This is a genomic window from Aquisalimonas asiatica (genome assembly GCF_900110585.1).
GTDB lineage: Bacteria > Pseudomonadota > Gammaproteobacteria > Nitrococcales > Aquisalimonadaceae > Aquisalimonas > Aquisalimonas asiatica.
In genome coordinates this window covers 717,288-743,586 of the sequence record NZ_FOEG01000001.1, presented here as the reverse complement: position 1 = coordinate 743,586, position 26,299 = coordinate 717,288, and the positions used below count along the sequence as shown (strand labels likewise).

The window sequence follows — 26,299 nt, the reverse complement described above, 5'->3', positions numbered from 1 at the left end:
GTGAGGATGATGTCATGAAAGGCGGTATGGGCAATTTGATGAAGCAGGCCCAGAAGATGCAGGCCGACATGCAGAAGGCGCAGGAGGAGATCGCGCAGATGGAGATCACCGGCCAGGCCGGTGGTGGCATGGTGTCGGTGGTCATCAACGGCAAGCACGAATGCAAGCGGGTCGAGATCGATCCGAGCCTGTTCGGTGACGAGGACGACCGGGACATGATCGCCGATCTGGTCGCGGCTGCCTTCAACGACGCCGTCCGCAAGGTTCAGGATGCCACCCAGGAGCGCATGCAGGGCATGACCGAGGGGCTGGGGCTGCCGCCCGGAATGAAGCTGCCGTTCTGAATGGCCTACTCCCCTCTGATCGAACAGTTGATCGCCAGCCTGCGCAGCCTTCCCGGGGTTGGTCCCAAGAGCGCGCAGCGCATGGCGTTTCACCTGTTGCAGCGGGATCGACGCGGTGGTGCGGCGCTGGCGGAGGTGCTGGGTGCCGCCATGGAGCGTGTGGGCGAATGCCGGGACTGCCGCCTCCCCACTGAAGAGGAGCAGTGCTCCATCTGCCGCAGCGACGGGCGTGATGCAGGCGTGCTCTGCCTGGTGGAAAGCCCGTCGGATGTCTTCGCCCTGGATCAGGCCACCGATTATCACGGTCGCTACTTCGTGCTGGGAGGGCGGCTGTCGCCTCTGGACGGAATCGGCCCCGCGGAGCTCGGTCTCGACCGGCTGGAGGAGCGGCTGCGCTCCGGCGAGATCCGGGAGGTGATCCTGGCCACCAGCCCCACCGTCGAGGGCGAGGCCACTGCCCAGTACGTGGCCGAACTGGCCCGGGAGGGCGGGGCAAGCTGCAGCCGCATTGCCCACGGCGTGCCCATGGGGGGTGAGCTGGAGACCGTGGACAGCGGCACGCTGGGTCACGCTTTCGCCGGTCGCCGTCGTTACGAGTAGCCGGCGCGCGGAGCGTCAGCCGGCGTTGCGCTCTGCCAGCAGCTCCTGCAGGCTGGCGACCCTGCCTGCGTCGATCCGCCCCTGATCCACGGCGGCGCGCACCGCACAGCCGGGCTCACGATCGTGTTCGCAGTCCCTGAACTCGCACGCGTCTGCATAGGGTGCAATGTCAGGAAATCCCGATTCGATCACGTCCCGGGACAGATGCGCCAGGCGCAGGATGCGCACGCCTGGCGAATCCACCAGGTCGCCTCCGCCCGGTAGCGGGTAGAGGGTGGTCTCCGTTGTGGTGTGCCGGCCCTGGCCGCTGGCCTCGGAGATGGCCTGGGTGCGGGCCTGCCGGTCGGGGACCAGGGCGTTGATCAGTGACGATTTACCGACGCCTGATTGACCCACCAGCAGGCTGGTGCGATCGGCGAGGGCGGCGGTCAGCGCTTCCAGGCCATCGCCGGTGGCGCAGCTCACGGTGTGGATCGGGCATGCGCGTGCGTGCGCCCCGGCCAGTGCCGCCTGCACGGCGCTGGCGTCATGATCATCGAGGCGGTCGCTCTTGTTGATCACCACCACGGGATCCACATTCAGGCTCGTGGCGAGAACCAGGTAGCGGTCTACAAGGCGCTGATCCGGTGCGGGCTGGGGCGCGCAGACGACGACGAGTTGATCCAGGTTGGCCGCCAGGGGCCGTTCCTGCCCCCGGTAATTGGTGCGCACCAGTGTGTTGCGGCGGGGCTGGATGCGCTCGATCACCACCTGATGGGGTGGTTGCCCGCCCCAGTCAACGCGGTCGCCGGCGATTGCACGGCCCGTGCGGCGCCGGGTGAGCGCGCGGTGGAGCTGCCCATCGGCGGTCTCGATGATGCTGTCGGCGCCGAAGCTGACAATGACCCTGGCTTGATCCATCCGTACCCGTTGCCCCGTGGGCGGTGCCGAAATCGAAGGCGGCCCGGGAGCATAGCCTCTGGTAGAATCTGCGGCAACTCACCGCAATACGAAGGATCCCCCGATATGGCACCCAGTCCCGACAACCTGATCTGGATTGACCTGGAAATGACAGGTCTCGATACGGATCGGGACTACATCATCGAGATCGCCACGGTGGTGACCGACAGCCAGCTCACCATTCTCGCCGAGGGGCCGGTGATCGCGATTCACCAGTCGGACCAGATCCTGCAGGGGATGGACGAGTGGAATACACGCCAGCACGGCCGCAGCGGGCTGACGGATCGCGTGCGCCGCAGCGAGTACGACGAGGCCGCGGCCGAGCGCGAGACGATCGCATTCCTGGAGCAGTGGGTGCCGGCCGGTGTCTCGCCCATGTGCGGCAACAGCATTTGCCAGGACCGGCGGTTCCTGCACCGCTCCATGCCGGATCTGGAAGCCTACTTCCATTACCGGCATCTGGACGTGAGCACGCTGAAGGAACTGGCCAAGCGCTGGAGCCCGGATCTGGTGAAGGAGTTCCGCAAGGAGGGCAGCCACCTGGCAATGGACGACGTCAAGGAGTCCATCCGGGAGCTGCGCTTCTACCGCGAGCGCTTTCTGGTCGCCTCCGGGCAGTAGGCGGCGACCTACTGCTCCACCGGGGTGTCCGGGTCATTACCCCATTCCGACCATGAGCCCGCATAGCCACGGACTTTCTCATAGCCCAGGCTGCGCAGCATGACGTAGCTCAGGGCGGACCGGTGGTGGGTCTGGCAGTGGGCCACGACCTCCTGCTCCGGGCCAATCCCGCGCTCCGCCAGCATCGCCTGCAACCGTTCCGGCGGCAGGAGCCGGAGATTGCGCTCCCGGTCCATCGCCTGGGTCCACTCAAGGTTGACTGCGCCGGGGATGTGCCCGCCACGGGCGGCACGCACGTCCACGCCGTCGAACTCCCCCGGTGAGCGCGCGTCCAGCACCGCCACGTTGTCGTCGTCCAGATGCTTGAGTAGCCATTCCTTGTCCGCGAGGGCGGGCGGGTCCGGCGGCAGCGTTACCCGGTAGTCACTGGCGACTGGCGTATTCTCGCCCGATTCGCCGGGAAAGCCCTCGTTGAACCAGGCGTGACTGCCGCCGTTGAGCAGCGACCAGTGGGGATGGCCGCAGACGTCCAGCGTCCACAGCAACCGGCTGGCGCGGCCGTTGCCCTCGTTGTCGTAAGCGACCACGTGACGGTCGTAGCTCAGGCCGATCTCCGAGAGCACCGCCGACAGTGCCTCTGCGTCGGGAAGCAGGCCAAGGGCGGGCGGTGTCTTGCGCACCAGCCAGGCGTAGGTGAGGTGGATGGCGCCGGGCACGTGCTGCTGGGCATAGACGGCCGGGTCGCTCAGGTCGACGATGAGCAGGCGCGGGTCGTCCAGTTTCGCCTGGAGTTGTTCCGGCTCGACCAGCAGAGGCAGTAGCGGTTCGCTCATGGGATGTCTGGCTCCTTCAGCGGGCGTCCAGCAGTTCCAGCCAGTGCCGGACGGGCACCTCGGACGTTTCGTTCAGATGAGTGAGGCAGCCGATGTTGGCCGTGGCAATCAGCTCCGGTTTGCCGGACTGCAGGTTCCGCAGCTTGTTGGTCCGCAGCTCCTTGGCCATTTCCGGCTGCAGGACCGAGTAGGTACCGGCGGAGCCGCAGCACAAGTGTGCATCGGGGGTGGGTGTCAGTTCAAAGCCCAGTCGACGCAGCATGGCCTCCACACGTCCGCCGAGCTTCTGTCCGTGCTGGAGCGTACACGGCGACTGAAAGGCGACCTTGCGGGGGGCACTGGATGCTGGAGCGAGACGTTCCTCCTCCTGCAGCAGCAGCTCGACCGGGTCCACGGCCAGCTCGGAGACGCGTGCGGCCTTGTCGGCGTACTCGGGGTCATCCTGCAGCAGGTGGCCGTAGTCCTTGACCTGAACGCCGCATCCGCTGGCGTTGACCACCACCGCTTCCGCGCCTGCTTCGATATGGGGCCACCAGGCGTCGATATTGGCGCGCACGCGCTCCGCGGCCTTCTGCGGGTGGCCCAGGTGCTGGTCGATGGCGCCGCAGCACTCGCTGCCGCTGGTGCGGACGATCTCGATGCCCAGGCGGTCCAGCAGTCGCGCGGTCGTCGGGTTGATGGCCGGTTCCAGCGCCGGCTGCACGCACCCCTCAAGCATCAGCACCTTGCGGGAGTGACCCTTGGGTTCCGGCCAGGCGGGAGCCTGTCGCGGTTGCGGGATCTTGCCCCGCAGGCTGCCCGGCACCAGCGGACGGAACACCTGGCCCGCACGGATCAGCGCGGAGAACAGCCGACGGCGTGGCAGCACCGTGCGCAGCGTCGAGCGCATCAGCGCCCCGTGTCCGGAGCGGGGCACCTGCTCCTCGACCATGGCCCGGCCGATGTCCACGAGCTTGCCGTACTCCACGCCCGACGGGCAGGTGGATTCGCAGTTGCGGCAGGTCAGGCAGCGGTCCAGGTGCATCTGTGTGGTGCTGGTGGCGGGTTGCCCTTCCAGCACCTGTTTCATCAGGTAGATGCGCCCACGCGGGCTGTCCAGCTCGTTGCCGACCAGCTGGTAGGTGGGGCAGGTCGCCAGACAGAAGCCGCAGTGGGTGCACTTGCGCAGGATGCGTTCCGCTTCCTGTCCTTCGGGGGTGTTCTTGATCGCGTCGGTAAGCCAGGTCTGCATGGGGAATCCCGAGTCGCTTGCGGTCGAGGCGCGTGGTCAGATGCCGGCGTAGAGCCTGCCCGGATTCAATATGCCCTTGGGGTCGAAGGCGGTCTTGACCCGCTCGTGCAGGCGCCGCAGGCCAGGACTGAGCGGGTGAAACACGTCGCCGTCCCGGTCGCCACCGTGAAAGCAGGTGGCGTGTCCGCCGAGTCGAGCCGCTTCGCTGAACACATGCTCGGGGCTCGCATCGGTACGCAGCCAGTGCTGCTGGCCGCCCCAGTCCGCCAGGCGCTGGCCGGGCAGGTCGGGTATGTCCGCCATGGGGGGCAGGGACAGCCGCCACAGGGCAGGGCCGTCGTCGGTGAATACGGGTAACCTGTGGTCACGCAGTGCGTGCCAGAAGGTGGCGGGGTCGTCGTCCTGCTCGCCGCCCAGGTGCTTGATGCCGGCGTCCACCGCCAGTTTCGTTCCGGACAGGCGCACGCGCAGTTGTTTGCCGTCATGGGCCGCGCCGGAGACGGGGACGCCGGCGCGGAACGCCTGCTCAACCGCGTTGAACCCTTCGGTCTCGCCGTGATCAAGGCGCAGGCTGACTTCCGCCTCGGGCAGGGGCAGCACCTTCATGGAGATGTCGAGAATGACGCCCAGGGTGCCGTAGCTGCCGGTGGCCAGCCGCGAGACGTCGTAGCCGGCGACGTTCTTGATGACTTCCCCGCCGAAACGCATGTTCTCGCCCTGGCCGTTGATCAGCCGCACTCCGAGGATCAGATCCCGGGCGGAACCGGCCCAGGGCCGGCGCGGGCCGGAAAGCCCGGCGGCGATGGTGCCGCCGATGGTTGACGCATCACCGAAATGGGGCGGCTCGAACGGCATCATCTGGCCGCTCCCGGACAGCGCCGCCTCAAGCTCGCTCAGCGGCGTGCCGGCGCGTGCAGTGAGAACCAGCTCCGTCGGTTCATAGTTGATGATGCCGCTGTGCGCGGACAGGTCCAGGACGTCGCCGCTTGGCGTCCGCCCGAGGAAATCCTTGCTGCCCTGGCCGCGGATGCGCAGGGGGGTCCCGCTGTCGGCAGCGGCTGCAACCTGTTGCGCGAGCGCATCGCCGTGGTCGTTGCTGGTCATGTAAACCGGATCCCTTGTTGTGGTCAGAACCTGGGGATGTCGGGGTGCGGCAGCTCGCCATGGTGGACGTGCATGGCGCCGAACTCCGCGCAGCGATTCAGCGTCGGAATCGCCTTGCCCGGGTTGAGCAGCCCCTGCGGATCGAACGCATTCTTCAGGGCGCGGAACTGGTCGAGATCGGGCGTCTGGAACTGGACGCACATCTGGTTGATCTTCTCCATGCCCACGCCGTGTTCGCCCGTCACGGTGCCGCCAACGGCGATGCACAGTTCGAGAATCTTGCCGCCCAGCTCCTCCGTGCGTTCGAACTCGCCGGGCACGTTGCCGTCGTAGAGCACCAGCGGGTGCAGATTGCCGTCACCGGCGTGGAAGACGTTGACCACCCGCAGGCCGTAGTCGTCGCTCAGCTTCTGCATTTCCTGCAGCACGTAGGCGAGCTGGCGGCGCGGGATGGTGCCGTCGATGCAGTAGTAGTCCGGGGAGATGCGGCCCACTGCCGGGAATGCCGCCTTGCGTCCCGCCCAGAAGCGCGCTTTCTCGTCGTCGTTCTGCGCGACGCGGATGTCCTCCGAGCCGAACTCTTCCAGCAGTCTGCAGACGTGCTCCCGCTGGGCCTCCACGTCATCGGCGCTACCATCCAGTTCGCAGATCAGGATGGCGGCAGCCTCGGTGGGGTAGCCGGCATGGACGAAATCCTCGGCAGCCTGGATGGCCGGGCCGTCCATCATCTCCAGTCCACCGGGGATGATGCCGGCGGCAATGATGCCGGCGACGGCGTTGCCGGCGGTTTCCACGTCCTTGAACGCCGCCAGGAGCACGTCCTTGGTGGGCGGGTTCGGCAGCAGCTTTACCTTGATTTCGACGATGACACCGAGCATGCCCTCGGAGCCGGTGATCGCGGCCAGAAGGTCGAACCCGGGGCTGTCCAGGGCCTCGGAGCCGATGGTGACCAGCTCCCCGTCCATGGTGATCATGGTGACTTCCAGCACGTTGTGCACCGTCAGGCCGTATTTCAGGCAGTGCACACCGCCGGCGTTCTCGGCGACGTTGCCGCCGATGGAGCAGGCGATCTGGGAAGACGGGTCGGGCGCATAGTACAGGCCGTAGGGTGCGGCCGCTTCGGAGATCGCCAGATTGCGTACGCCGGGCTGCAGCGTGGCGATACGCCGCTCGTGGTCGACTTCGAGAATCCGGTTGAAACGGGCCAGGCTCAGCAGAACGCCCTGGGGGTGGGGCAGGGCACCGGCAGACAGGCTGGTGCCGGACCCGCGAGCGACCACGGGGATATTCATTTCGGAGCAGATGCGCAGCACCTGCCGGACTTCTTCCACCGTCTCGGGGATGGCCACTACCTGCGGCATCTGGCGGTAGCCGGAGAGCCCGTCGCACTCGTACGGGCGCATGGCCTCGTCGTCCACCAGCAGGTTGTCGCCGTGGAGAGCCTCGCCGAGACGGCGGATCAGCGCGTCGCGGTCAACGGTGAACTGGCAGTCTTCCGTACGATAGACCGAAGCCATTGGTTCGCTCCTCAAGGTCCTGGTGCGTCGGCTGCGCAGTCCGGCGACGCGTCGCACACGTAACCCGCCGGGACAGCCGATCGCCAGTAAAGCACGATACGCCGGCCATGGCCTATGGTCAGCACCATTCCCGGTGCGGAAGCATCCGTTTCACTGTCCGGCAGTTTCCGTCACAAGACAACGGCGGATTTTTCCGTACAGGCAAAGCGGACGGTCCATGTCCCGCCGCAACGCGCTGACAGGCCGGGAAATTGCGGTTTTTCGCCGCCGGTCAGCGTCCGGGTGGGCACGCCGACGCGGCCCACCCGGGAGCGTCAGTCCTGACCGAGCTCCTTGCCCGCCAGGTACAGCCAGGTTTCCACCACCGTGTCGGGGTTCAGTGACACGCTCTCTATGCCTTCGTCCATGAGCCAGCGCGCAAGTTCCGGGTGGTCTGACGGCCCCTGGCCGCAGATGCCCACGTACTTGCCCTGCTTCCGGCACGCCTGAATGGCCATGTGCAGCAGCGCCTTGACGGCGTTGTCGCGCTCGTCGAAGAGGTGGGCGATCAGCCCGGAATCCCGATCCAGCCCCAGGGTGAGCTGGGTCAGGTCGTTGGAGCCGATGGAGAAGCCGTCGAAGTACTGCAGGAACTCGTCGGCCAGCAGCGCATTGGACGGCAGCTCGCACATCATGATGAGCTTGAGGCCGTCCTGACCACGCTTGAGGCCGTTCTTCTCGAGCAGCTCCACCACCTGGCGCGCCTCTTCGGGCGTGCGCACGAACGGGATCATGACCCAGGTGTTGGTCAGGCCCATTTCGTTGCGCACCTTCTTCAGCGCCTGGACTTCCAGCTCGAAGCAATCCTGGAAGTTCTCGGAGATGTAGCGGGCGGCGCCGCGATAACCCAGCATCGGGTTCTCTTCGTCCGGCTCGTAGTCCGCGCCGCCGATCAGGTTGGCGTACTCGTTGGACTTGAAGTCCGACATGCGCACGATCACCGGCTTGGGCGAGAAGGCGGCGCTCAGGGTGGAGATCCCTTCGGCCAGGCGGTCGATGTAGAACTGCACCGGATCGTCGTAGCCGGCCGTCTGGGTGCGGATGATGGTCTTCAGGTCGTCCGGCTGGGCGTCGAAGTTCAGCAGCGCCTTCGGATGAATCCCGATCATGCGGTTGATGATGAACTCGAGCCGTGCCAGGCCGACACCGGCGTTGGGCAGGTTGGCGAAATCGAAGGCCCGGTCCGGGTTGCCCACGTTCATCATGACCTTGAACGGCAGCTCGGGCATGTTCTCCAGGCTGATCTCGCGGACCTCGAAGTCCTGCCTGCCGCCGTAGATGTAGCCGGTATCCCCTTCGGCGCAGGAGACGGTGACCTCGGTGCCGTCCTTGACCAGCTCGGTGGCGTCACCACAGCCGACAACGGCGGGGATGCCCAGCTCGCGGGCGATGATGGCCGCGTGGCAGGTGCGGCCACCCCGGTTGGTGACGATGGCCGAAGCGCGCTTCATGATCGGCTCCCAGTCCGGGTCGGTCATGTCGGTGACCAGCACGTCACCGGCCTCGATGCGGTTCATTTCGTCCAGACCACCGACCACGCGCGCCTTGCCGGCGCCGATGCGCTGCCCGATGGCGCGGCCGGTGGCCACCACGTCGCCCTTGTCCTTCAGGTGATAGCGCTGCAGTGTCTGCGTGCTGTCGCGGCTCTTCACGGTCTCGGGACGCGCCTGCAGGATGTACAGCTTGCCGTTGTTGCCGTCCTTGCCCCATTCGATGTCCATGGGCCGGCCGTAGTGCTTCTCGATGATCAGCGCCTGCCGGGCCAGGTCTTCCACCTCGGCGTCGGTCAGCGAGAAACGCAGGCTGTCCGACGGATCCACGTCGACGGTGCGCACGGACTTGCCGTGCCCTTCCTCGTCGCTGTAGACCATCTTGATGCCCTTGCTGCCCAGGGTGCGTCGCAGCACGGCGGGGCGACCCGCTTCCAGCGTGGGCTTGTGGACATAGAACTCGTCGGGGTTCACGGAGCCCTGCACCACGGTCTCGCCGAGGCCGTAGGAGGAGGTGATGAAGACCACGTCCCGGAACCCGGATTCGGTGTCCATGGTGAACATCACGCCGGCCGCACCGACGTCGGAGCGCACCATGCGCTGGATGCCGGCCGAGAGCGCCACTTCGTCATGCTTGAAGCCCTGGTGCACCCGGTAGGAAATGGCGCGGTCGTTGAACAGGGAGGCGAACACGTGCTTGATGGCAAGCAGGACGTTGTCCAGGCCGCGCACGTTGAGGAACGTCTCCTGCTGACCGGCGAACGAGGCGTCCGGGAGATCTTCCGCCGTGGCCGACGAGCGCACCGCGAACGAGGCGCCGCCGGGGGCGTCGTCCTCGATCTTCTGGTAGGCAGTGACGATCTCGTTGTGCAGCCGTTCGGTGAAGGGCGTGTCGATGACCATCTGCCGGATCGCGGCGCCGGTTCTGGCCAGGGCGTCAACGTCGTCCACGTCCAGTCCCTTCAGCGCGTCCTCGATGCGCTGGCGGAGGCCGCTTTCGTCCAGGAAGTCCCAGTAGGCCGCGGCGGTGGTGGCAAAGCCGCCAGGGACCTGCACCCCGGCCGTTGCCAGGTTGCTGATCATCTCGCCCAGTGAGGCATTCTTGCCGCCGACCCGGTCGACGTCATTCATGCCCAGTGTCTCGAACCAGAGTACGTAATCCTGCAAAGCGCTTTCCCCCTGTTGCTCGCGGCGCGACATCAAGGCATGTCCACCGGGACGATGCCGTCGGCACGGATCGCGCAAAACGTGGCGTATCCTACGAAAACCTGCGCGCGAGCGTAACCCCTGAAATGCATCCGGGCGCTCCCCGCGGGCGCGGAAACGCCGCCATGGCCCGGCTTCCGCGCCCGCGAGACGCGGCGTGCGGGGGCTGGTACCATCCTCGACCTGTACTGCGAGGCCGAATCGGATAGCCGGGCATGACCACCAAACGTACCGTGTTTTTCATCTCTGACCGCACCGGGATCACCGCGGAGACCCTGGGGCACAGTCTGCTGACCCAGTTCGATATCGAACTGGAGCAGGTGACGCTCCCGTTCGTCGATGATGTCCACCGCGCCAAGAAGACGGTGGAGCAGATCAACCAGGTGGCGACCGAAACCGGTGTCAGCCCGATCGTGTTCAGCACCGTGGTCAATGCCGAGGTCCGTGATCACCTCCGCCAGTGCCACGCGACCTTCTTCGATTTCTTCGATACGTTCATCGCGCCCCTGGAGCGGGAACTCGGGGTGCCGTCGTCTCACGCCATCGGGCAGGCGCACGGCCGCGGTGACGACCGTCTCTACGACGTCCGCATCGACGCCATGAATTTCGCTCTCAACAATGACGACGGCGTGAGTACCCGCCACTACAAGGATGCCGATGTTGTCATCGTCGGTGTCTCGCGGACGGGCAAGACGCCCGTGTCCATCTACCTGGCACTACAGTATGGCATTTACGCGGCCAATTATCCCCTGACGGATGAGGATCTTATGGATGGGCGGCTGCCGAGCTGCCTGGGGCCGTACCGGAAGAAGCTCTACGGACTCAGCATCCAGGCCGAGCGGCTCCGGGAGATCCGCCAGGAGCGCCGCCCCAACAGCCAGTATGCGTCGCTGCAGCAGTGCCAGATGGAAGTCGCCCGGGCGGAGGGGCTGTTCCGGCGTGAGGCGATCCCCTATGCCAACTCCACCACCGTCTCCATCGAGGAGATTGCCAGCACCATGATCGTGGAGGCCAAGCTCCGGCGACGGCTCTACTGACCCGTCGTCGACGTGCGTCCGGAACCTTGAAGGCCGTCACGAAAACGGGTCTGGCCTGCGCCGCCGGGGCCTGTGTTATGCTCCGCCAATGTTCTCGGATGCCCGCCAACACAGCCTTCTCGACACGCTCCCGTCGCGTTCCTTCGTGACGTTGATGGAGCTCTACGAGGACAACTACATTCTTGTCCGGCGGCTGGTGCCCGGGCTGCAGGAGCTCGAGGGTGTCCACGTCTCCCGGGTTGCGGGGACGGCGGATCTGCACATGCGCGTCCTGGAGCAGACGCCCTATACCACGTCGCTGTCCCTGACCCACGTGTTCAGGCGGCCGGACAGCCCCGCGGTACAGCCGGATCTGCAGCTGCGCATCTATCACGATGCGCGGGCCGGGGAGGTCCTGCCCGACACGGATGTGACCCATTTCGAGTTCTGGGGCGGGCGACAGCCGGAACCCAAGAGCCTTGAGTGGCGCTGGGAGCTGAACCGGTTTCTCAACCGGTGGCTGCGCTACTGCCTGAGCGAAGGTCACGGCTTCAGTCCGGCCTGCGTTCCGGCCGAGACGGGTTAGCCGCGATCTCGCTGGCCGTCCGTCCGGCTCATGGCGGCCTTCAGCTCACCGGGGCACATGCTCTCCAGCCAGCCCACGCCGCGCTGGCACAGCCGGTCGGCCAGGGAGGCGTCGTCCACCTCGTAGACAGCCCACGCCCAGGGGCCCTCCGGCAGGCGCGCCATGCTTGCCGGCAGCAGCTTGTGATCACAGAACAGGAATTCCGGCGTCAGGGCGCGGGCGCGTTCGATGGCCGCGGCGCCATAGCGGGGCAGGACCCAGCCCACGGCAGTCCGGGCCTGGGATCGGGTGGCCTGGAGGACGTCATCGCGGAAGCTGATGATCACCCGCTGATCGCCCAGCCCGTCGGAGGCCGCCAGCACCGCCTGAACCGTGGCCGGGGCGGAGTGGTGGCGCAGGACTTCGGGTTTGATCTCGATGAACACCCGCAGGCCCGGGACGGCCGAGAGGCGCTCGGCGACCCGGTTCAGACGCGGGAGTGGCTCGCCCCGGAACCGCTCACCGAACCGCGCCGGCTCACTGGCGCTCAGGGCGTCGATGTCCGTGGCTTTGAGCCTGTTCACGTCCCCGTCCACGCCGGTCGTGCGTTGCAGGGAGGGGTCGTGAAGCACCACGGGCACGCCGTCGGCGGTCAGCTGGATATCCAGCTCGACACCGTCGACCCCCGCCGCAACGGCAGCCTCGAAGGCGGCCAGCGTGTTCTCGGGATACGTCCTGGCGACGCCGCGATGGGCGATGATGCGCGGTTGTTCGTCCATGGCGTGCCCCTGTATGAATCGTGTTTCCAGTGACTGTAGCCGCGGATCAGCCCGCTTGCGAACCCGTCTCCCTTCGCCTGCCGCGCGCGCCGCCGGGCCGTGACGGCCTGAATCGACGCACGGCGCGGCGCAGGGCGGTGAGGTCCTCCGGATGCTGCCGCCGCCCGTACCGGAGGTGGAGGTAGTGCGTGACGATCATGTCAATCAGCGCCGCCTGATCCGGCCACCGGTGTGCGGCACGTTGGCCGAAGTCGTGCGGCCCTTCGGACGCGGGAGCGTCCAGGCCGGCCCGCGCCGCGCGACGGCGGAAGCGTTGCCAGGCGCGAACTGCCGGGTCTGGTGACCGGGGCCGGGAGCGGTACAGGAGCAGCGCCGTGAGCGATCCGAGCAGCAGGGCCATGGCGCCGGTGAGAGCGATCACCAGCCGCTGCCAGGAGCCCAGGTTGAGGCGCTCCAGCACGTTGTCCTGGAGGGTGGGGCCGTACGCCAGCACCCACCGGTTCCAGTAGGCGTTCACGGCGTCCCAGCGCAGCGATAGCGAACCCACCAGGCCGTCGCCGCTGGCTGCGCCGCCGGGGGCGGGGTCACCATCGGGCAGCGCTTCAGCCAGGCCAAGCTCGACGCGGTCGGGGGCGACCTGGGCGGTGGGGTCGACGCGTGTCCAGCCTTCACCCTCGAGCCAGACCTCCACCCAGGCGTGTGCATCGGATTGCCGCACGATCATGTAGTCCCCGGCAGGGTTCATGCGGCCGCCCAGGTAGCCGGTGACGACACGGGCGGGGATGTCGGCGGCGCGCATCAGCACGGCGAACGCCCCGGCGTAGTGCTCGCAGAAACCGGCACGGGTGTCGAAGAGGAACTCGTCCACGCTGTCCTCTTCCAGCAGCGGGGGCTGGAGGGTGTAGGAGAAGGGTTCGCTGGCGAAATGGCGCAGTCCCCGCTCCACGACACCGCGGTCGCCACCACTGGCGTCCTGCCACTCCCGCGCCAGCTCCCGGGCCTGTGGGTGGGCGTCGTCCGGGAGGGCGACATGGCGCTCGCGCTCGTCGTCGCCGAGGGTTCGGCCGAGCTGGTAGTGCAGGGTGGATCGCGCCTCGTAGCGGATGCGCTCCCGCAGCGGCTCATCCTTGCGCAACTGGTGGGCGCCGTCGAACTGCGCCGGGTGGTCGACCGAGGTGGCGATATCCAGGGTCAGCAGCCAGGGCTGGTTGTGTGGTTCCAGCGTGACCACGTAGGCGGACGGCTCGCTCAGGGCCCGCACTTCCGTCCCGTCCTGGTCCGGGAGGCGCGTCTGCGTCCACGTGGCGCCGTCATAACCGCCGAGGACCGGGCCGCGCCAGTACCGCTGGGCGCGTGGCGGGGGGCCGTCCGCGAACTCGACGCGAAACGCGGCGTCCCCGGACTGACTCAGGTCGCTGATGCTCCCCGGCGTCATTTCATCGCTGAGACCGGTCATGGCCGCGTAGGCGTCCTCGGGCATGCCCCAGAGGGGGCCCTGGATGCGCGGGAACAGCACGAACAGCAGCACCATGAGCGGCACCGCCTGCAACAGCATGATGCCGCCGAGCCGTGCGTGTGCGTTGACCGGGCTGCCGTCCGTGGCCCCCTGGGTGGTGATGAGCAGCGTGGTGAGCGCCCACGCGGCAGCCAAGGCGTAGCCTGCGGCGAACAGGCTCTGGTCGAACAGGAAGTAGCTCGCGACCAGGAAGTAGCCGAGCAGCAGGATCACCAGGGCATCCCGCGCCCCGCGCAGTTCCAGGAACTTGAAGCCTGCCATGAGCGACAGCAGCGCCACGCCGGCGTCGAGGCCGAGAATGGTGCCGTAGGTCACATAGATGGCGCTGGTCGCCGTGATGACCGCCAGCAGGCGCGTCAACCGCCCGGGCAGAGCATCGCCGCGCAGGCTGAGGAGATACCGCAGGCCGCCACATGCCAACACGCTGACGGTCAGCCAGACCGGCAGCTCCAGCGCGTGCGGTGCGATCACCAGGGCCATGGCGGCCAGCAGCCACTTCAGCCGGTCATGGGGGATGCTCACCGGCGGCCGGGTTGTCATGTGCCCTCCGGAAACCGCGCCAGCGCCTCCAGGCAGCGGTGTCGGTGAGCCGCGCCAGCCCCGGGCGCGATGCGCAACCCCGGCAGGACCAGCCCGTACTCCCGGTGCTCCCCTTCCGCGTCGAGCACCCAGCGGCACAGTCGGGACAGCCGGGCCTCGGTGTCCATTCCGGTGAGGGACTGGAAGTCGAGCCAGACCGGAGTCCGGCTGCCGCCGCTGAACTGTTTCGTCTGCAGCTCCCGTTCCCGCGCGAGGCTGCGCCAGTGGATCCGCTTGAGGGGGTCTGCCGGGCGGTAGCGGCGCAGGCCGGAAAAATCATCATCGCCTGCCGTGTTGGTCGCGCCCTGTTCACCGCCGTCATCGGCGCCGGGGGGCGGCACCGTACCGCCTTCGGGGGCGGGGTAGACCACGCACCGGGCATCCAGGCGGATTCGGCTCCACGCCCGGAACAACCCCGCCGGAAACCGTGATTCGATGACCAGGGGCGGCAGGGTGAGACTGCCGCGCTCGCGTGTCGCCACGGCGATGGTGACCGTGGTGGTGTCGTCCCCCGGGATGTCGATGCATGGCCCGGCCTGGTCGGGTTGCCGGACGCTGATGCCGCTGCGCTCGCGGGGCGACGGGTTGTCAAGCGCCACGGTGAATCGGGCCTGCTGCCCGGCAAAGACGGCGGTGGTCGGGCGGGGAGACGCAACGATGCCATGCAGATTCCGGAATGTGTGGACGATGGCGACCAGTGCCACACCAACCAGTAGAAAACAGAGCAGAAACGCCATGTTATTGCTGTAGTTCACCGCCCCCAGCCAGATCGCGATCACCATTGCCGCGAACACCACGCACGCCCCCGTGGGCAGGATGAAAATCCTGCGGTAGCGCAGTTCCGCGGTGCGCGTGAGCGGGCTGCGCCGGTCGATCCAGCGCTGCAGTGCGCCGCCCGGGAGTGTCTCGCCAGCGGTCACGGAACCGGCACGGCGGCGAGCAAGGTCTCCGGCGACGCGGCCTCCGCCGCCGTATTGCGCGCCTGCAGTCGGTGCCCGGCCACACTCGGGAAGACGGCTTGTACATCTTCCGGCAGCACGGCATCGCGGCCGTCCAGGTGTGCCCAGGCGCGAGCGGCACGCAGCAGGGCCTGGCCCGCGCGCGGGGAGAGGCCGTGCTGCAGGTCCGGTATCGAGCGCGTGTGCGCCAGTATGGACTGGACGTAGGCGACCAGTGCGTCGGAAGCGTGCACGTCGCGGACCTGCGCCTGTTCCTGCTGGAGTGCTTCCGGTGACAGCAAGGCAGGCGTGTCCGCCAGTACGTGGCGGCGGTCTTCGCCCGCGAGCAGTTGCCGCTCCGCCTGGCTGTCGGGATAGCCGATGCTGATGCGCATCAGGAATCGGTCGAGCTGCGATTCGGGCAGCGGAAACGTCCCCACCTGATTCTCGGGGTTCTGGGTGGCGACCACGAAGAAGGGCGTGGGCAGCGGGCGGGTCTCGCCCTCGGTGGTGACCTGTCGCTCTTCCATGGCCTCCAGCAGTGCGCTCTGGGTGCGGGGCGTCGCCCGGTTGACCTCGTCCGCCAGGAGCAGCTGCGTGAATACCGGCCCCGGGTGGAAGTCGAACCGGGCCCGGTGCCGGTCGTAGATGCTGGCACCCACCACGTCGGCGGGCAGCATGTCACTGGTGAACTGGAGCCGCCGGAACTCGAGGCCCAGCAGCCGGCCGATGGTGTGCGCCAGCGTGGTCTTGCCCACGCCAGGCAGATCCTCGATGAGCAGGTGCCCCTCCGCCAGCAGGCAGGCCACGGCGAGCCGGACCTGCCCCGATTTGCCGAGGATGACCGTTTCCGCAGTCTCCAGAAGCGGTTGCATGCGCGTGCCATGGCCGCGTTTCAGGCTTCCGTGCAACACGATGGTCCCTCTCCCGGTTGCTGGTTGCGATGGGTCAGTGGCCGTCCATCAGCCGGGCCAGGTGATCCCGGATCGTGCCCATGTTGAACGGCTTGTCACACAGTGCTGACACGCCCGCCTGGCGCACGGCCGACAGGCGTGCTTCGTCCTGTTCGCAGGTCACCATCAGCACCGGGATGTGCGACAGGGTCGGCTCCCGGCGGATGTACTCAACCAGGGCGTGTCCGTCCATTTCCGGCATGTTGTAGTCGGTGACGACAATATCGAACTCGGTCTGCGACAACAGTTCCAGCGCGTCCGTTCCCGTGGTGGCCTCGCTGATGCGCTCCAGGCCCATCTGCGTGAAGGCGGTTCGGAGAAACCGGCGGGACAGGGGGCTGTCGTCGACGATAAGCACGTGCACGTCCTCGACGTCGGAATAGTTGAACTCCAGCGGGCGCGGAGCGACCAGGCCGACGGTGTTCTCCAGGGCGGTGCGCAGCGCATCCACGTGGAACGGCTTCGGCAGAATGGCGATGACGCCGGCCTGACGGATCGGTTCCAGGTTGTGGGGGTGTTGCTCGCTGGAGACCAGCATGAAGGGGATGTCGGCCAGCGAGCCCGTCTCGCGCATGCGGGTGACCAGGTCGGAGCCCGTCATGTCGTCGAAGTACATGGCGCTGGCGACAAGGTCGGGCGGGCGCGCGTCCATCACCAGCATGGCTTCTTCGCCCGAGGCGACGCCATCGACCTTGTCGATGCCCATCTCGTTGAGATGGTTGATGATGATTCGGCGCTGTGTTGCAGATGGTTCGGCCAGGAGGATGGTCAGATCCTCGATGCTGATCGCGTCATCCATTGGTCTTGTTGTCCGGTCAGTTTGCTGAGGCTGGGGGACAGCCTAACCGATGCGAAGTCGTGGTAGTGAGAACGGGTTGGCGTCTGCGCCGGCCTTTGTGCATTACCATCTGCGACGATATCGTACCGCAGGGTGGCGGGGCATGGATGCCCCATAAATAATCAACAATTCCGGGGCGTATTGCCTGATGAGGCAGAAATTTACGGTCACGATCACCGACTTCCGCGGATCGCGCCAGTATTCGCTGCATCAACTGGCGCGGACGTTCGCACTGATTTTCGCGCTTGGGCTGGTGCTCATTCTCAGCGTTGGCGCCGGTGTGATCGTCTGGTTGCAGAGCGAGGTGGGTGCGCTGGAGGACCGTCGTGACAGTGCACTGCAGGAGTATGCACGTCTGCAGGAAGTCAACGGCGCGCTCATGGAGACCGTGGAGCAGAAGAACAGCCAGCTGGATGTGGTCACCTCCGAGCTGGGTGAAATCGAGAGCCTGATCGGGTTGCAGCCCGAAGGCGACGCGGATATCGGCCTGCGCCTGGATACCGCCAGCCACACGGCCCTGGAGCGGACCACCTTTCTGCAGAACGTCCCCAGCGGATTCCCCATGCGCAACCGGGGCATTACCAGCGAGTACGGCTGGCGTACCCATCCCGTTCGGGGCGACAGGCGTTTCCATCCGGGGATCGACCTCCGTGCTCCCATCGGCACGCCGGTCATGACCACGGCGGATGGTGTCATTGAATACGCCGGCTATCACCAGGACAGCGGATTCGGCAATCTCATCATCGTCAATCACAACTTCGGATTCCGGACCTACTACGCGCACCTGGATGATTTCGAAGTGGAGCCCGGTGATTTCGTCCGCAAGGGCGAGGTGATTGCCAGCAGTGGCGAGTCCGGCGTGACCGCCGGCCCCCACCTGCATTACGAGGTCTGGCACATTCAGCGCCGCCTCAATCCAGAGCCGTTTCTTGACTGGAGTCTCAGCGATTACGAGACCATTTTCGAGGAGAAGAGCCGTGTCAAATGGGATGCGCTTCTGGATGCCGTTCGCATGCGCCTGAATGCGCCGGTGCATCGGCTGACCATGCGCGAGAGCAATGTGCAGGAGAGTATCGAGGCGCTGGAGTGACCGGTCGCGACCGGCTCCCCGACGGCCTCAGCCTTGTTCCACCCAGTTGAGGAGCGTCTGCCACTCCTTCAGTTCCCGCTCCAGCGAGCGGGATGGCTGGCGGAGCTCCGCGATACCCTGGCCCTGTTCCGCCGCGTGAAGGTAGTTCTGGGTATCGCGCAGACGCGCCACCACGGGTATATTCAGGCTCTGCAGAAACCGCTCCAGCGACTGCAGGGCGACGGTGTGCTCCTTGGTCCGGTTGGCGATGATGCCGATACGCACGCTCTTGGAGTCCCGCCGTATCTTGGCCTTCAGCAGCAGATCCCGGATGAAGTCGGCACCGGCCCCGATGTCGATTGAGGAGGGCAGGACCGGGATGAGGATGACGTCGGCCCCCTGGACGTGATCCACCATTTCCAGCCCGGACACACCGGCCGGTGTGTCGTTGATGACCCGGCGGGTCTCCAGCGGCACACGCAGCTGCCAGCTTCGCGTGATTCCCAGGCTCTGGCGCTCCTGTACGGACACACCGTGGATCGGCGGAGCGGTGCCAGGCCGTGAGGCGAGCCAGCGGGAGCTGGATGTCTGGGGATCATGATCGAACAGCGCCGGGTAGAGGCCCTGGTGGGCGTACCAGACCGCGAGGTTCGTCGCGACCGTGGTTTTCCCGCACCCGCCCTTGCCGTTGATCACGACGATCCGCCGTGTCACCGACTCGTCCACCGGCGCGAGCCGGGGAGGCGAGGGCGTGTCGACGGTCAGATTGGACTCCGGACCATGGCCGGAAGTGTCACGGTTATACACGATAGTCTGTTCCAGCTCCGTCCCTGCGTGGGCTGAACGTCTGTATTTTTCATGATCGCGCCGTCTCAGGGTACAAGAATGCGACATGGTCCGCACACTGTGAGCGGGAACGGTGGGTCGCGGCGTTGTTCAGCCGGATAACGCCGGGGCCAGGTGCTGCTGCAGATGATCGAGAAACGTACGGACCCGCGCCGAGAGGTGGCGACGGTGCGGGTAGACGGCGTGGATGCCCAGGGTGCCGGCGTCCCACTCGCTCAGGACCGGCACCAGCCGGCCCGCGGCGATGGCGTCCTCGACGATGAAATCCGGTTGCAGGACGATCCCGGCGCCGTGCTCGGCCGCGGCGGCCAGCAGGTCGCCATTGTTGATCTCGCAGTTGCCTGCAATGGCCACGCGCTGGTCGCCGTCGGGGCCGGAGAACAGCCAGGTGTGGCGGCCACTGGTCTCGAAGTAGCTGTAGTAGAGGCAGTTGTGGCGCGCCAGGTCCCCGGGGGTGTCCAGCGGTGGCGCCCCTCGCAGGTAGGCGGGCGAGGCGCACAGGATCATGCGCGACGAGCCGATCCAGCGCGCAACCAGCGATGAATCCTGCAGTGCCCCGATGCGGATGACCAGGTCGTAGCCTTCCTCGACCAGGGCGACCCGCCGGTCATGGAGGCTGATGTCCAGCCGGACCTCCGGATAGGCCTTGAGGTAGTCGGGAATCAGCCGTTGAAGCCGGCGCAGGCCGAACGAGACCGGGGCGTTGACGCGCAGGCGTCCGCGCGGTTTCAGGGCGTCTTCGCTGGCCAGCGCATCGGCCTCCGCAACCTCCTCCAGAATCCGGATGCATCGCTGGTAATACGCGTCGCCGGTGTCCGTGGGGTGGACACGCCGGGTCGTGCGCACAAGCAGGCGCGTGCCAAGGGCGGCCTCCAGGTCCTGGATATGGCGCGTCACGCTCGCGGTGGACCGCCCCAATCGGCGTGCGGCAGCGCTGAACCCACCCTGTTCGATAACCGCGACCAGGGATTTCATGCTTTCAAGCTGATTCATTATTGCAAGTTCCGGAAAAGATGGTTTTGCGGTTGGTGGATTATTCCATGAACAATGAACAATTATCCTGCGTGAGTTGGTTACTGATCACAACAAGGGCGTTCGGTGGTACCGATGCACCGACGCGCCGGTTCTCTTCGGAGGGATAGCCATGACCCAGGCGCAACTGTCGTTCGTGCACCGGTTTCAGGCCGGGGAAAACACGGACCGACCCCCGGTTCTGCTGCTGCATGGAACGGGCGGCAACGAGACCGACCTTCTTCCCCTCGGCCGGCTCGTTGCCCCCGGGGCGGCATTGCTGTCGCCGCGCGGGCAGGTTCTTGAAGGCGGTGTCATGCCGCGCTTCTTCCGCCGCCTTGCCGAGGGCGTTTTCGATGAAGCGGATCTCCGGGAGCGGACGCACGAGCTGGCCGATTTCGTGTCGGAGGCGCGAGCCGCCTACGGCCTCGATGCGCCGATTGCCGTGGGCTTCTCCAATGGGGCCAACATCGCCGCGGCCATGCTGTTGCTCCGTCCCGGGGTGCTGCGGGGGGCGGCGCTGCTGCGCGCCATGGTGCCCTTCGCGGAGCCGCCACAGGTGGCGGATGCCGCCGGGCAACGGGTGTTGCTGTCGTCCGGCCGGGAAGACCCGATCATTGCGGTGGACAACGCGTCCCGTCTCGCGGGCCAGTTGCAGCACGCCGGTATTGAAACGACTCACCACATACTGGACGCCGGTCACGGGCTCACCAATGAGGACGTCGCCCTGACCCGTGACTGGATCAATGCGTCGTTCTGACGCGCAGGAGAAGATAATCATGCAACTCAAGGGAATTCACCACCTGACCGCGGTGACCGCCGATGCCAGCGGGAACCATGCGTTCTATACCGAGACCCTGGGCCTGAGGCTGGTCAAGAAGACCGTGAACCAGGATCAGACCGAGGCCTATCACCTGTTTTATGCCGACGGGGTGGGCTCGCCGGGGACGGATATCACCTTTTTCGATTTCCCGGCGCCACCCGAGCGGCGTGGAAGCCAGAGCATCAGTCAGACCGCGTTTCGTGTGGCCGGCGAGACCACGCTGCGCTGGTGGCACGACCGCTTCGAGGCCCAGGGTGTCGCCCACGGCCCGGTCCACGAGCGGGACGGGCGGCTCACCCTGGATTTCGAAGACCCGGAGGGGCAGCGTCTGAGTCTGGTGGATGACGGCGGTGCTGGCTCCGCGTCGCCATGGGCGGACAGCCCGGTGCCCGAAGAGCACCAGATCCGGGGGCTCGGCCCGATCACCATTACCATCCGCCAGCGTGAACCCACGGAGGCGGTGCTGACACGCCTGCTGGGCATGACGCTGGCGCGCTCCTATGCCCGCGAGGACGCTGATGTTCTCGTGTACACCATGGGCGAGGGTGGTGCGGGTGCCGAGCTGCACGTCATCGTGGCGCCCGACCTGGCGCCGGCCCAGCCGGGAGCGGGTGGCGTTCACCATGTGGCCTTTCGTATTCCGGAAGCGGAGTACGATGCGTGGTCGAAACACCTCTCCGGCGTGCGTCTTCCGTTCAGCGGGCCCGTGGACCGGTATTACTTCCGCAGCCTGTACTTCCGGGAGCCCAACGGCATTCTCTTCGAGCTGGCAACGGATGAGCCGGGTTTCGCCACCGACGAGCCGCTGGAGCACCTGGGTGAGTCGCTGGCGCTGCCTCCCTTCCTGGAACCGCAGCGCCGGGAGATCGAGAGCCGCCTGAAACCGCTCTGACGGGCTCAGCGCCCCACGAAGTGAATCCGGCAGGTGGAGACATAGCCCAGTGACTCCGCCTGCCGGGCCAGCGCGTCCAGTTCCCTCCGTATGGCGGCGGGGTCCCTGTCAGGCTGCCACGGCAGGTGGATTTCCACCTCCAGCGCGCCTTCCATGTAGTGCAGGTCCATTCGCTCGATGGACCGGGCCGCGGGCATGTCGGCCCAGCAGTCATTCAGGTCCCGCTCCACGTCGCGCCGCAGGGGCAGCTCGAAGGTTGCCTCGTCGAATACCGGGTCCTCGTGCTCGATGTGGACGAGCACGTCGTTGACGTCGCGGATGTCGCGCATGAGGCGGTCGTGGACCTCCTCGCTGATGCGATGGCCTTCCGAGACGCTCAGGCGCGGGTCAACGACCACGTGCAGGTCCGCCAGGGCGTCCTGGCCCATGCGCCGGGTGCGCAGCCCGTGCACGTCACGGACGCCGTCGATATCCCGGACCACGCTCTCGATATCCGCGATCTCCTCGGGGGTCAGCGCCGTGTCCACCAGCTCCCGCAGGGACTGCCAGGCGAACTGCAGCCCCACGTGGGCGAGCATGATGGCGACGATGATGGCGGCGACCGCGTCCAGCCAGGGCAGCCCCATGAGCACGCCGGCGATACCGCCAACAACCACCAGCGAGGAGAGAGCGTCGGATCGATGGTGCCAGGCGTTGACTTCCAGTAGCCGGGAGCGCGCCTGCTTCGCGACCACCCGGGTATAGTGGTAGAGGCCTTCCTTGATCACGATGGACGCGCAGGCTACGGACAGGGCCAGCCACCCGGGTACGAGCAGGGCGTCGGGGTCGATCAGCAGCCGCTGTATGGCGTCGTAGATGAACCCTCCGGCCACGAGCAGCAGCATGGCGCCGACGCCGGCGGACGCCACGGTCTCGATACGGCCGTGGCCGTACGGGTGGTCGCCGTCGGCATCGCGGCTGCCGTAGCTGCAGGCGAGCAGCACGATCCCGTCCGAGACCAGGTCCGACAGGGAGTGGATGCCGTCGACGATCAACGCCTGGGACTGGCCGATGAACCCGACCACGATCTTGCCCAGCCCGAGCACCAGATTGATGGCACCGCCAATCAGCGTGACCCGCTGCTTGGCGCCGGCGTCGTGTGTCTCATTGGAGGTGTCGGCCGTTCCGCTCACCGGAGCGCTCCTTCATACCGGGTGACATGGTGTTGTGGACCTCCCGGCGGCCCCGCCGGAAGGGAGCACACTATAACCCGTTCGGCTGCCGGTCGTCGTGGCGCGGTGGCGGGAAGGGCGCGGGCGCCGCCGCGTACCGCCATGTGACGCGGGTGCCCTGGTCCGGGTGACTGTCGATGTGCAATGACCAGCTGAAGTGCTCACACAGCCGCCGTACCAGAGGAATTCCCAGCCCGGTACCGGTGGCACGGTCGCGCCGGGTCGTTCCCGGAGCGCTGTCCATGTGTGCAACCGCCTCGCCCGCCATACCCACACCGTCGTCGATGACGTCGACGTGGTCGGCGGCGATGGTGACGTGCAGGTGCTGGCCCCGGGAGTGCTGCAGGGCATTACGAATCAGGTTGCCCAGCACCGTATCCACCACCACCACCGGCGCGGAGACCCGGGCGCCATCGGCATCGGCGTGCTCGATGGTCACGTCGAGGTGGTGCCCGACTGCGGCGCGCTCGTGTTCCAGCACCCGGCCCACACGGTCCGACACGTTCACCGGCGGGTATGTCCCACCGGTGCTCGGCTCCCGCAGCAGCGCCAGCAGCGCCGCGGTGACTTCCTGCATGCGTTCGGCCGCGCTGTCGAGTCGCTTCAAGGCTCGCCGCGACGTGGTCGAGAGGGCTGCATCGGCGCCGATGAGTTCGGCGGCACTGCGGATCACCGCAAGCGGGTTGCGCAGCTCGTGGCTGATGTCGGCAGAGAAACGCTGTTCCCGTTGCAGCGCCTCACGGACGCGTTCCCGGTAGTGATCCAGGGCACGGGCCAGGGTGCCGATCTCGTCGTCGGCGAGGCGGTCGGCGAGCGGTGTCCCGGAGCCATCCTCGTTGTCGTGCGTAAGGCGCGCCGTCAGGGTTTCCAGGGGAGCGGTCAGTCGCCGGGCGACAACGAAGGCGGCGATCAGTGCCAGCCCGGTGGTCAGGCCGGCGCCGGCGAGGGCGTAGTACCAGCCGTGGCCCTCCCGGCGCTCGATCGGGGTGATGTCCTCCACCACGACCACGCGTCCCCGGGGTGTGCTGGTCAGGGCGATGAGAAGCGCCTGATCGCCGCTTTCGTGCTCATGGAGCCCGTCGGGCAGACTCAGCAGGGCCTCAGGAATGGCCTCCAGCGGGACGGCACCGTAGACGCGTGTATCGCTCTGGTGGTCGGGCTGTATCGGTTGTCCGCCCGCCGGATCGTCCACGATTGCATCCAGTCGCTGGGTGAGATGGCGTTCCGCCCGCCACTCCTGCAACTCGACACTGATGAACAGCAGGGCGATACCGGCCAGCGCGCCGCTGATAGCGCCGCCCGCGAGAAAGGTCGCCATGATGCGCCGTCTCAGGCTATGCCGGGGCGTCATGATCGTCAGCGGCGAGCCGGTAACCAACGCCGTGAACCGTGTGCAGCAGCGGGCGTGCCGTGCCGTGATCGATGGCGCGCCGCAGGCGGTGGATGTGGGCGCGCATGGTGTCTGCAGTGGGTGGTTGGTCGTGCCAGGCCTGCTGTTCCAGATCGTGTCGTGGGACCACGGCGGGGGATGCGCGCATCAGCACCCTGAGCAGCTCGAAATCCAGCCGGGCGAGCGTGATCGTGCGGCCGCCACGGGAGACGCGCCGGGTGTCCTCGTCGAGAATCAGGTCGCCCACCTGGAGGGGCGTGCGGGTCAGCCCGCCCGTCGCACGCCGGACCTGCGCCAGCAGGCGCGCTTCCAGCTCCTTCAGGGCGACCGGTTTCACCAGGTAGTCATCCGCGCCGGTGCCAAGTCCCTGCACCCGGTCGTCCAGCTCACCGCGTGCGGTGAGCATGATGACCGGGGTGTCCTGGCGCGCCTCGCGCAAGCGTTGGCAGAGGGCCATGCCGTCCATTCCGGGTAGCCCCAGGTCCAGCACGATCGCATCGGGTCGCGTGGTGACGGCGAGATGCAGGCCCGTCACCCCGTCACCGGCGCAGTCCGGCACATGGCCGCGCGCCTCCAGGTAGTCGGCCAGGTTGGCGGCGAGATCCCGGTTGTCTTCGATGATGAGCACGCGCATGCGGTGATCATACGCACCTTCCCGCGCTGAGTGGTAAGCGCCCGGAGTGGTGTTCGCCCGGGTTCACGTTTCGTTCACGGAGTCGAGACATCGCTGTCACGGCCAGCCCGTTACCGTCCTGAACGTAGCCCTTCCGGGGCAGTGAGCTGATCAGGAGGTACGATGTCCGCGACTGTTGCATGGTTGGATCATTGTGACGCTGAAGACCGGGCGCCGGAGGTCGGGCAGGAACCGATCATGGGCGGGCGGCCACGCGTGGTACTTCACATCGGGCTGCACAAGACCGGGACCCGGTATCTGCAGCGCGAAGTGTTCCGGCCTCTGGACCCGACGCGCTACAGCGTCAACCCCGAACCGCTGTGGCCGGCCATTCGCGACGCCGTGCGCCGTCCGGGCGATGGTGTTGCCGCCGGGAAGGCCCGGGCCGCTGTCCACCGGTGGCGGCAGTCCGCGGACAGCCGCACGCTCGTGATCTCGGAGCCGCATATCAGCGGCGACATGTACGGCAATCACCACGATTTTGCGGACAATCTCGCACTCATGGGTGAGCTGTTTCCCGAGGCGCGGATCATCTACTTCGTCCGCAACCAGGCGGACTGGCTGCAGTCCGCCTACCGGCAGCAGCTGGTGAAGGGTGCAGGCATTCCGTTGCACGTCTTTCTCAACCACTATGAGGGCAGATTCTGCGCTCGCCCGGGTCGCTGGGTCCGTGGCGGTCGTACGGTCGAGGCACTCAATCAGCGCTTTCTGGCAGTCTACCGCGGTTATGCCGACGTGTTCGGCCCGGAGCGCGTGGCGCTCTTCCGCCAGGAGGACCTCAAGCGCCGCCCGGGCGACGTCAAATCGCAGCTGGCAGCGGTGCTCGGGCTGGACGCTCTGCCGCACCCGCAGAGGGAACGGCTCCAGAACCGGAGCTACTCGGCACTGGCGATTCGCCTGTTCCACCCGGGCACCAATCGCACCCTGCCGCCGCCGACTGCTACGGATGCGGCGACACCGCGCCGGCGCCTGCGCCGTGCCTTCAGGCCGCTTTTCCGGCTCCGTCGATTACTGATCCAGCACGTGTTCGACAGGCTTCTCTATCTGGACTGGGATCTGCTCGCCCATGACCGGATGCGTGAACGTCTCGATGCGCACTACGCGGACGAGAACCGCGAGCTTGCCCGCATTGCGGCCGACGTACTGCGGCGCCCGCATCCGGGACGGGCAGACGGTCACCTTGAGGGTGACGCGGATGGTTGGGAACTGGCTGTCGACGACATGCGAAACGTTCGCTGACGACCCGACCGAGACCAGTGGATAGAGGAGTGGAGAC

At 66.9% G+C, this 26,299-nt stretch carries 25 protein-coding genes; 9 read left to right on the top strand and 16 right to left on the bottom strand.

Features of this window, described 5'->3' with window-relative positions; translation table 11 throughout:
- Positions 1-14 precede the first annotated feature (14 nt).
- Positions 15-344: a YbaB/EbfC family nucleoid-associated protein gene (locus BMZ02_RS03515; RefSeq protein ID WP_091639953.1), complete on the top strand. Its 330-nt coding sequence runs from the start codon at positions 15-17 to the stop codon at positions 342-344.
- Positions 345-944 carry a recombination mediator RecR gene (recR, locus tag BMZ02_RS03510; protein ID WP_091639952.1) on the top strand — a complete coding sequence of 200 codons (600 nt, stop codon included), beginning with the start codon at positions 345-347 and terminating at the stop codon, positions 942-944. It abuts the gene before it with no gap.
- Between the two features lie 15 nt (positions 945-959).
- Here the strand turns inward: recR and rsgA are convergent, their stop codons facing one another.
- The gene (rsgA, locus tag BMZ02_RS03505; RefSeq protein ID WP_091639950.1) at positions 960-1,844 is read right to left on the bottom strand and encodes a ribosome small subunit-dependent GTPase A; all 885 of its coding nucleotides are present in this window, start codon (positions 1,842-1,844) and stop codon (positions 960-962) included.
- Between the two features lie 105 nt (positions 1,845-1,949).
- Between rsgA and orn the strand changes: the two genes are divergently transcribed.
- Positions 1,950-2,504, top strand: coding sequence for an oligoribonuclease (gene orn / locus BMZ02_RS03500; protein WP_091639948.1), 555 nt, complete (start codon positions 1,950-1,952; stop codon positions 2,502-2,504).
- An 8-nt stretch (positions 2,505-2,512) separates the two neighbouring features.
- Here the strand turns inward: orn and BMZ02_RS03495 are convergent, their stop codons facing one another.
- The 5 genes from BMZ02_RS03495 to ppsA all read right to left on the bottom strand — a co-directional run bounded on the left by BMZ02_RS03495 (position 2,513) and on the right by ppsA (position 9,885).
- Positions 2,513-3,337, bottom strand: a complete 825-nt coding sequence (locus BMZ02_RS03495; protein ID WP_091639946.1) for a sulfurtransferase — start codon at positions 3,335-3,337, stop codon at positions 2,513-2,515.
- Positions 3,338-3,353: 16 nt separating this feature from the next.
- A complete protein-coding gene (glcF, locus tag BMZ02_RS03490) occupies positions 3,354-4,568 on the bottom strand; it encodes a glycolate oxidase subunit GlcF (RefSeq protein ID WP_091639945.1) in 1,215 nt (404 codons plus the stop codon).
- 36 nt (positions 4,569-4,604) lie between these two features.
- The gene (gene glcE / locus BMZ02_RS03485; RefSeq protein ID WP_091639943.1) at positions 4,605-5,672 is read right to left on the bottom strand and encodes a glycolate oxidase subunit GlcE; all 1,068 of its coding nucleotides are present in this window, start codon (positions 5,670-5,672) and stop codon (positions 4,605-4,607) included.
- A 23-nt stretch (positions 5,673-5,695) separates the two neighbouring features.
- Positions 5,696-7,189, bottom strand: a complete 1,494-nt coding sequence (locus tag BMZ02_RS03480) for an FAD-linked oxidase C-terminal domain-containing protein (protein ID WP_091639941.1) — start codon at positions 7,187-7,189, stop codon at positions 5,696-5,698.
- Between the two features lie 314 nt (positions 7,190-7,503).
- A complete protein-coding gene (gene ppsA / locus BMZ02_RS03475; protein WP_091639940.1) occupies positions 7,504-9,885 on the bottom strand; it encodes a phosphoenolpyruvate synthase in 2,382 nt (793 codons plus the stop codon).
- A gap of 254 nt (positions 9,886-10,139) precedes the next feature.
- Between ppsA and ppsR the strand changes: the two genes are divergently transcribed.
- Together ppsR and BMZ02_RS03465 are read left to right on the top strand one after the other, a co-directional pair.
- Positions 10,140-10,961 carry a posphoenolpyruvate synthetase regulatory kinase/phosphorylase PpsR gene (gene ppsR, locus BMZ02_RS03470; protein WP_091639938.1) on the top strand — a complete coding sequence of 274 codons (822 nt, stop codon included), beginning with the start codon at positions 10,140-10,142 and terminating at the stop codon, positions 10,959-10,961.
- Positions 10,962-11,049: 88 nt separating this feature from the next.
- A complete protein-coding gene (locus BMZ02_RS03465; RefSeq protein ID WP_091639937.1) occupies positions 11,050-11,526 on the top strand; it encodes a DUF1249 domain-containing protein in 477 nt (158 codons plus the stop codon).
- On the opposite strand, the gene BMZ02_RS03460 is transcribed toward BMZ02_RS03465, so the two are convergent.
- The 5 genes from BMZ02_RS03460 to BMZ02_RS03440 all read right to left on the bottom strand — a co-directional run bounded on the left by BMZ02_RS03460 (position 11,523) and on the right by BMZ02_RS03440 (position 17,069).
- The gene (locus tag BMZ02_RS03460) at positions 11,523-12,284 is read right to left on the bottom strand and encodes a glycerophosphodiester phosphodiesterase family protein (RefSeq protein ID WP_091639935.1); all 762 of its coding nucleotides are present in this window, start codon (positions 12,282-12,284) and stop codon (positions 11,523-11,525) included. The two genes, BMZ02_RS03465 and BMZ02_RS03460, sit on opposite strands and share 4 nt — an antisense overlap.
- A 46-nt stretch (positions 12,285-12,330) precedes the next feature.
- Positions 12,331-14,340, bottom strand: coding sequence for a transglutaminase TgpA family protein (locus BMZ02_RS03455; protein WP_091639934.1), 2,010 nt, complete (start codon positions 14,338-14,340; stop codon positions 12,331-12,333).
- Positions 14,337-15,299, bottom strand: a complete 963-nt coding sequence (locus BMZ02_RS03450; protein ID WP_091639932.1) for a DUF58 domain-containing protein — start codon at positions 15,297-15,299, stop codon at positions 14,337-14,339. The genes BMZ02_RS03455 and BMZ02_RS03450 overlap by 4 nt, the downstream gene beginning before the upstream one ends.
- Positions 15,296-16,192 carry an AAA family ATPase gene (locus tag BMZ02_RS03445; RefSeq protein ID WP_091639931.1) on the bottom strand — a complete coding sequence of 299 codons (897 nt, stop codon included), beginning with the start codon at positions 16,190-16,192 and terminating at the stop codon, positions 15,296-15,298. The genes BMZ02_RS03450 and BMZ02_RS03445 overlap by 4 nt, the downstream gene beginning before the upstream one ends.
- 73 nt (positions 16,193-16,265) lie before the next feature.
- The gene (locus BMZ02_RS03440) at positions 16,266-17,069 is read right to left on the bottom strand and encodes a response regulator (RefSeq protein ID WP_091639929.1); all 804 of its coding nucleotides are present in this window, start codon (positions 17,067-17,069) and stop codon (positions 16,266-16,268) included.
- Between the two features lie 187 nt (positions 17,070-17,256).
- Between BMZ02_RS03440 and BMZ02_RS03435 the strand changes: the two genes are divergently transcribed.
- Positions 17,257-18,198 (top strand): M23 family metallopeptidase, encoded by a 942-nt coding sequence (locus BMZ02_RS03435; protein WP_091639927.1) that lies wholly within the window; start codon positions 17,257-17,259, stop codon positions 18,196-18,198.
- A gap of 27 nt (positions 18,199-18,225) precedes the next feature.
- Here the strand turns inward: BMZ02_RS03435 and BMZ02_RS03430 are convergent, their stop codons facing one another.
- Positions 18,226-18,984 (bottom strand): nucleotide-binding protein, encoded by a 759-nt coding sequence (locus tag BMZ02_RS03430; RefSeq protein ID WP_245753918.1) that lies wholly within the window; start codon positions 18,982-18,984, stop codon positions 18,226-18,228.
- Between the two features lie 129 nt (positions 18,985-19,113).
- Positions 19,114-20,016: a LysR family transcriptional regulator gene (locus BMZ02_RS03425; RefSeq protein WP_091639924.1), complete on the bottom strand. Its 903-nt coding sequence runs from the start codon at positions 20,014-20,016 to the stop codon at positions 19,114-19,116.
- A 151-nt stretch (positions 20,017-20,167) separates the two neighbouring features.
- Between BMZ02_RS03425 and BMZ02_RS03420 the strand changes: the two genes are divergently transcribed.
- Positions 20,168-20,794, top strand: coding sequence for an alpha/beta hydrolase (locus BMZ02_RS03420; protein ID WP_091639922.1), 627 nt, complete (start codon positions 20,168-20,170; stop codon positions 20,792-20,794).
- A 19-nt stretch (positions 20,795-20,813) separates the two neighbouring features.
- Complete coding sequence (locus BMZ02_RS03415; protein WP_091639920.1) at positions 20,814-21,749, top strand: ring-cleaving dioxygenase; 936 nt, start codon at positions 20,814-20,816, stop codon at positions 21,747-21,749.
- 5 nt (positions 21,750-21,754) lie between these two features.
- Here the strand turns inward: BMZ02_RS03415 and BMZ02_RS03410 are convergent, their stop codons facing one another.
- From BMZ02_RS03410 to BMZ02_RS03400, 3 genes are all read right to left on the bottom strand, one after another.
- Positions 21,755-22,921, bottom strand: a complete 1,167-nt coding sequence (locus tag BMZ02_RS03410; protein ID WP_091639918.1) for a cation diffusion facilitator family transporter — start codon at positions 22,919-22,921, stop codon at positions 21,755-21,757.
- A gap of 70 nt (positions 22,922-22,991) precedes the next feature.
- Positions 22,992-24,278 carry a sensor histidine kinase gene (locus BMZ02_RS03405; protein WP_171909791.1) on the bottom strand — a complete coding sequence of 429 codons (1,287 nt, stop codon included), beginning with the start codon at positions 24,276-24,278 and terminating at the stop codon, positions 22,992-22,994.
- A gap of 16 nt (positions 24,279-24,294) precedes the next feature.
- On the bottom strand, positions 24,295-24,984 hold the full coding sequence (locus BMZ02_RS03400; protein ID WP_091639915.1) for a response regulator transcription factor: 690 nt from the start codon (positions 24,982-24,984) through the stop codon (positions 24,295-24,297).
- Between the two features lie 237 nt (positions 24,985-25,221).
- Here BMZ02_RS03400 and BMZ02_RS03395 point away from each other — a divergent pair, with 237 nt between their 5' ends.
- On the top strand, positions 25,222-26,262 hold the full coding sequence (locus BMZ02_RS03395; RefSeq protein ID WP_091639914.1) for a sulfotransferase: 1,041 nt from the start codon (positions 25,222-25,224) through the stop codon (positions 26,260-26,262).
- The last annotated feature ends 37 nt before the right edge of the window (positions 26,263-26,299 follow it).

What these genes read in the sequence shown, in the direction of transcription:
- BMZ02_RS03515 (WP_091639953.1), top strand. Translation starts at nt 15, where the DNA reads ATGAAAGGCGGTATGGGCAATTTGATGAAGCAGGCCCAGAAGATGCAG.
- recR (WP_091639952.1), top strand. Translation starts at nt 345, where the DNA reads ATGGCCTACTCCCCTCTGATCGAACAGTTGATCGCCAGCCTGCGCAGC.
- rsgA (WP_091639950.1), bottom strand. Translation starts at nt 1,844, where the DNA reads ATGGATCAAGCCAGGGTCATTGTCAGCTTCGGCGCCGACAGCATCATC.
- orn (WP_091639948.1), top strand. Translation starts at nt 1,950, where the DNA reads ATGGCACCCAGTCCCGACAACCTGATCTGGATTGACCTGGAAATGACA.
- BMZ02_RS03495 (WP_091639946.1), bottom strand. Translation starts at nt 3,337, where the DNA reads ATGAGCGAACCGCTACTGCCTCTGCTGGTCGAGCCGGAACAACTCCAG.
- glcF (WP_091639945.1), bottom strand. Translation starts at nt 4,568, where the DNA reads ATGCAGACCTGGCTTACCGACGCGATCAAGAACACCCCCGAAGGACAG.
- glcE (WP_091639943.1), bottom strand. Translation starts at nt 5,672, where the DNA reads ATGACCAGCAACGACCACGGCGATGCGCTCGCGCAACAGGTTGCAGCC.
- BMZ02_RS03480 (WP_091639941.1), bottom strand. Translation starts at nt 7,189, where the DNA reads ATGGCTTCGGTCTATCGTACGGAAGACTGCCAGTTCACCGTTGACCGC.
- ppsR (WP_091639938.1), top strand. Translation starts at nt 10,140, where the DNA reads ATGACCACCAAACGTACCGTGTTTTTCATCTCTGACCGCACCGGGATC.
- BMZ02_RS03465 (WP_091639937.1), top strand. Translation starts at nt 11,050, where the DNA reads ATGTTCTCGGATGCCCGCCAACACAGCCTTCTCGACACGCTCCCGTCG.
- BMZ02_RS03460 (WP_091639935.1), bottom strand. Translation starts at nt 12,284, where the DNA reads ATGGACGAACAACCGCGCATCATCGCCCATCGCGGCGTCGCCAGGACG.
- BMZ02_RS03455 (WP_091639934.1), bottom strand. Translation starts at nt 14,340, where the DNA reads ATGACAACCCGGCCGCCGGTGAGCATCCCCCATGACCGGCTGAAGTGG.
- BMZ02_RS03445 (WP_091639931.1), bottom strand. Translation starts at nt 16,192, where the DNA reads ATGCAACCGCTTCTGGAGACTGCGGAAACGGTCATCCTCGGCAAATCG.
- BMZ02_RS03440 (WP_091639929.1), bottom strand. Translation starts at nt 17,069, where the DNA reads ATGGATGACGCGATCAGCATCGAGGATCTGACCATCCTCCTGGCCGAA.
- BMZ02_RS03435 (WP_091639927.1), top strand. Translation starts at nt 17,257, where the DNA reads ATGAGGCAGAAATTTACGGTCACGATCACCGACTTCCGCGGATCGCGC.
- BMZ02_RS03425 (WP_091639924.1), bottom strand. Translation starts at nt 20,016, where the DNA reads ATGAATCAGCTTGAAAGCATGAAATCCCTGGTCGCGGTTATCGAACAG.
- BMZ02_RS03420 (WP_091639922.1), top strand. Translation starts at nt 20,168, where the DNA reads ATGACCCAGGCGCAACTGTCGTTCGTGCACCGGTTTCAGGCCGGGGAA.
- BMZ02_RS03415 (WP_091639920.1), top strand. Translation starts at nt 20,814, where the DNA reads ATGCAACTCAAGGGAATTCACCACCTGACCGCGGTGACCGCCGATGCC.
- BMZ02_RS03405 (WP_171909791.1), bottom strand. Translation starts at nt 24,278, where the DNA reads ATGGCGACCTTTCTCGCGGGCGGCGCTATCAGCGGCGCGCTGGCCGGT.
- BMZ02_RS03400 (WP_091639915.1), bottom strand. Translation starts at nt 24,984, where the DNA reads ATGCGCGTGCTCATCATCGAAGACAACCGGGATCTCGCCGCCAACCTG.
- BMZ02_RS03395 (WP_091639914.1), top strand. Translation starts at nt 25,222, where the DNA reads ATGGGCGGGCGGCCACGCGTGGTACTTCACATCGGGCTGCACAAGACC.